Annotated in this window: 4 protein-coding genes; 3 read left to right on the top strand and 1 reads right to left on the bottom strand. The window is 62.9% G+C overall.

What is annotated here, in order from left to right; all coding sequences use genetic code 11:
• The coding region (locus IQK56_RS28860) for an AfsA-related hotdog domain-containing protein (protein WP_206691992.1) at nucleotides 1-658 on the bottom strand (658 nt) is incomplete at its 3' end.
• Between the two features lie 277 nt (nucleotides 659-935).
• Here IQK56_RS28860 and IQK56_RS28855 point away from each other — a divergent pair.
• From IQK56_RS28855 to IQK56_RS31460, 3 genes are read left to right on the top strand one after another with little or no spacing between them, the layout of a single operon-like run.
• Nucleotides 936-3,608: a TonB-dependent receptor gene (locus tag IQK56_RS28855; protein WP_193901920.1), complete on the top strand. Its 2,673-nt coding sequence runs from the start codon at nucleotides 936-938 to the stop codon at nucleotides 3,606-3,608.
• Nucleotides 3,609-3,646: 38 nt separating this feature from the next.
• Nucleotides 3,647-4,033, top strand: a complete 387-nt coding sequence (locus IQK56_RS31465; protein ID WP_193901919.1) for a class II aldolase/adducin family protein — start codon at nucleotides 3,647-3,649, stop codon at nucleotides 4,031-4,033.
• Entirely contained in the window at nucleotides 3,993-4,307 is a 315-nt protein-coding gene (locus IQK56_RS31460; RefSeq protein ID WP_193901918.1) for a class II aldolase/adducin family protein, read from the top strand. Before IQK56_RS31465 ends, IQK56_RS31460 begins: the two co-directional genes overlap by 41 nt.
• The last annotated feature ends 104 nt before the right edge of the window (nucleotides 4,308-4,411 follow it).

The raw sequence follows: 4,411 nt of genomic DNA, 5'->3' as shown, positions 1-4,411 counted from the left end.
CGCCCTGCTCCACGTCCGTGCCGAGCACCACGTTGTTCAGCCAATGGCGCCCCACTGCCGACGGGCTCAACGGTGGCGGCAGTTGCGCCAGCGGGTCGGCGTCGGCGGGAATCGCTGCCAGGCCACGGGCGCGCATCTTGTTCCAGGCGGCGCCGCTCATCCAACGGATGCTCATGCGCTCGTGCCGTGCGGCAACTTCGCCGTTGATGCTCAGGGACATGTTCAGGGTCACGCCACTGCGCTCGCCATGGCGCAGGTACTCGTCCACCACAAACACATCAATCTGCGCCGAGGCCGGGCGATCGCCCACCACCAGCAAACTGCGTTCGGTCACGCGAGTGACACTGTCCAGGTAAATAAACTTGTCCTGGGCACTGACATCCAGGAACGCATGGGAGATATAGATCGACGCCTGGCGGAACACTTCCAGCAATAACAGCATGTCGTAGTGCGCGGCGCGGTGCGTGTGTTCACTGAAGTAACTGTGGGTGCGCGGTAGTTGAGCGCTGCAACGAAAGTGTCCCTCCTTTACCAACTCCGCGCCCGTCAGGAAGACTTCGCTGACGGCAGCACGGTGCACCATGCTACGCGGCACAGTGTTTTCGCAATGAATTGCCGGCACTGGGCTGGCTGGGTTTATAACGGACAATTCAGACATGGGCATCTGTCTCCTGATGAGCTTTTCCGTAAGCGTGCAGACCGCTGGACAAGTCCATGACTTGCGAGCTTTGCGCGGACAACCCGATCTGGCTGTCAGTACCCTTGTGCAGATACTCCCTTATATTTTCACTGCGCACTTAGATCAGTTTGATCGAAGCTTATACGCGCAACTAAATCGTCTAGAGACCGAACTAAGCGTTCTAACTTAGTAGTGAAAATCTGCCCGCGAAGTTGCTCAAGGTCGTAAAGAACATCACGACCCGGAGCAGATTGGCATGTTGAAAACAGGATTCACCCTGGCGCCCCTGGCGTGCGCTTTGGCCTTGGGCGGCCTGGCGCTGCCGAGCCTGGTGCTGGCGCAAAACGACGCGGCCACCGTACACCAGGTCATAGAGTTCAATATTCCCGCGGGGCCCCTGGATGAAGTGCTGCTGAGCATTTCCCAGCAAAGCGGCCACCCCATCGCCTTTGACCCACCGCTGGTGGAAGGCCGTGCCAGTCGTTCGATCCAGGGGCGCTTGAGCCAGGAACAGGCGTTGGGGATCGCCTTGAGTGGTTCGCAACTGGGCTTCAGCCAGACCGCCAGCGGCGCCGTGTTGATCCATCGACGGGCTGACACCACCACGCCTGCTGCGGCGATCAGCAGCGAACCTGCCGCGCCACGCCTGAAATCGGTGGAAGTGATCGGCACCCGCCGCAGCGATGTCACCGCCCTGCAAAGTGCGGCCCCGGTCGATGTGATCAGCAACGAACAACTGGAGCGCGCCGGCACCGACAACCTGGCCAAGGCCCTGGAAACCCTGGTGCCGTCGGTGAACTATCCGCAAGTCAACGGCACCGACGGTGTGTCGTCGCAGCGGCCGGTGTCGCTGCGCGGTCTGGCGTCGGACCAAGTGCTGGTGCTGGTCAATGGCAAGCGCCGCCACGCCTCGGCTTTCGTGAATACCAAGGCGACCTTGGGCCGGGGTTCCCAGGCCGTGGATTTGTCGACGATTCCGGTCAGCGCCGTCGACCATATCGAAGTGCTGCGCGATGGCGCCTCGGCCCAATACGGCTCCGACGCGATTGCCGGGGTGATCAATATCGTGCTCAAGGAGCAGGATCACGGCGGTGCGGTGCAAAGCACCTTCGGCCAATACACCAAGGGCGATGGATTTCGCCGTTCCGTCGGTGGCTGGACCGGTTTCACCTTGCCCGGCGACGGCTTCCTCACCCTCAGCGGCGAAGGCCTGCGCAGCGAACGCACCTCCACCGGCGGCACCGATGGCCGGCAGTTCTACCCCACCGGCGATGCCCGCGAAGCGGATGCCGACCGTCATTGGCGCTACGGCTCGCCAGGCCTTGAGGATTGGAACCTGGCGCTCAACACCGGCCTGTCGCTCAACGACGCGGTCGACCTGTACGGCTTCGCCACTTACCAGGACCGTACCGGCGAATCCCAGGCGACGTTTCGACGCCCCATCGACGCGAACAACCTGGTGGCCGTGTACCCCAACGGCTTCCTGCCGCTGCTTGACGTGCGTTCGCGGGATGCGTCGCTCACCGGCGGGGTCAAGATCCGTGATGACAGCCTCGGCAGCTTTGACCTCAGCGCCAATTACGGCCGCAATCGCATCGACTACCACCTCAGTGATTCGCTGAACGCCAGCCTTGGGCCTGCCAGCCCGACGAGTTTCAACGCCGGTGCGCTGATCAACGAGCAAACCAACCTCGGGTTGGACCATGTGAAGGAATTCAAGGTGGGCTGGGGCGCGGGCCCGCTGGTGTTTTCCAGCGGCCTGGCGTGGCGCAACGAAGCCTATGAAGTCGTCGCCGGCGACCTTGCTTCCTGGGTCCACGGCACGGCCCTGCCCGCCCGTGCCGGCGGCGCCCAGGGTTTTCCCGGCACCCAGGACAGCGACGAAGGCCGTTATGCGCGCCATGTGTTCGGCGGCTACCTGGGCCTGGAGCAACAGGTCACCGACAAACTGCAACTGGGGCTGGCCGGGCGCAGCGAGCATTACGATGACTTTGGCACCACCACCACTGGCAAGTTTTCCGTGCGCTACGACCTCACGCCACAGTGGGGCCTGCGCTCGACGGTGAGCAGCGGTTACCGTGCGCCGACGCTGGGCCAGATCGGCACCTCGGCCACCCAGACCGAATTCAAGGCCGGCGACCCCACGGCTTATCAGGTCGGCACCGTCAGCGTGAACACCCCGGTGGCACGGGCATTGGGCGCCAGTGACCTGAAGCCGGAAAAATCCACCAGCCTGTCCCTCGGCGTGGTGTGGCAACCGCTGGAGCGCGCCAGTGTCAGCGTCGACGCCTATCACATCCGCATCCAGGACCGCATCGCCCTGTCGGAAACCCTCAGCGGCACCCAGGTCAGCCAGATCCTCACCAGCCAGGGCTATGGCAACTACTCCGGCGTGAGTTTTTTCACCAATGCACTGGACACCAAGACCAGCGGCGTCGATGTGGCCGCTCATTACCGCCTGGACCTGGCCGACGCCAGCCAACTGACCCTCAACGGCGCGTTCAACTACAGCAAAACCCAGGTCACCGACATCAAGGACAACCCCGGCCCCTTGGCCGGCACCGGCATCACCCTGATCAATCGCGAAGCCCTCAGCTACGTAGAAAGCGCCTCGCCCAATACCAAGCTGATCCTTGGCGCCGACTGGCGTAAAGGCGCATGGCAGGCGAGTTTCAACACGATCCGCTACGGCACCTACACCCTCGATTCCAACCTCGGCGAAGCCCGCGACCAGACCTTTTCCGCGCAGTGGGTGAGCAACGCCAGCGTGTCCTACGACATCAGCCAGGCCCTCACGCTGACCCTGGGCGGCAACAATATTTTCGACAGTTACCCGGACAAGATCGACGTGGCCAACCGCTTTGTCGGTGGGCGCGTGGCCTACCAGAGCATCTCCCCGGCCGTGCCGAAGGCGCCTTCTACTACGTGAAAGCCGACTACCGCTTCTGACCCCAACAAGGAGTTTCCATGAGCTTTGATCCTGTGCGTTTTACCCAAGCCTTCGAGCATGACTTTGCGTTGGCCAAGCAGCTGCTGATCAAGCATCAGGTGCTGTCGGCCAATGAGGCGGGGAATATCAGCCTGCGCCTGCCCGGCGAGGAGCGGCTGGTGATTGCCTCGTTGAGCGGGGCCGACAGCGGTGTGGCGGCGATTGTGGATTTCGATTTGCAGCGCAGCCAGGGCAGCCTTACCGACAACCTCAAGGAGGTGGCGGCGCTGCATGTGGCGATCTACCGCGAGCGGCCGCAGGTGAATGCGGTGATTCATACGCACTCGCCGTATCTGACGGCGTTTGCGATTGCGGGGGCGGCCGTTGCGGGCGCATGCCACCCAGTTGCTGGGGATTCTGGATGAGGATCAGGAGGTGCCGCTGACGGCGTGGGGGCCGCGGTATGCGCCGGAGCCGGTGGTGGCGGCGTTGCGGGAGCATCCGCGGGCTCCTGCGGCGTTGTTGGCTAATCATGGGCCGTTTGCCTGGTCGGAGCGCGATGTGCTCGCGGCTACTCGGTTGTTGGTGAACCTTGAGGAGGCGGCTTATCTGACGTTTCTGGCGCAGCAGCTGGGTAGCCCGCAGCCGTTTCCCAGCGGGGCGGCGCAGCGGTCGCGGTTGGGGTGGAGTGCGACATGAGTGATTTGTTCACTGACACACGGTGGTTCAAATGTGGGAGTGAGCTTGCTTCCTATAGCGGTCCATCCGTGTACATATCCATTGCTGGGGTAACGGCGGCTTAT

The organism is Pseudomonas cyclaminis (assembly GCF_015163715.1).
In the GTDB taxonomy this organism is placed as follows: domain Bacteria; phylum Pseudomonadota; class Gammaproteobacteria; order Pseudomonadales; family Pseudomonadaceae; genus Aquipseudomonas; species Aquipseudomonas cyclaminis.
The sequence above is the reverse complement of the archived record's forward strand: the minus strand, read 5'-3'. Positions and strand labels throughout refer to the sequence as shown.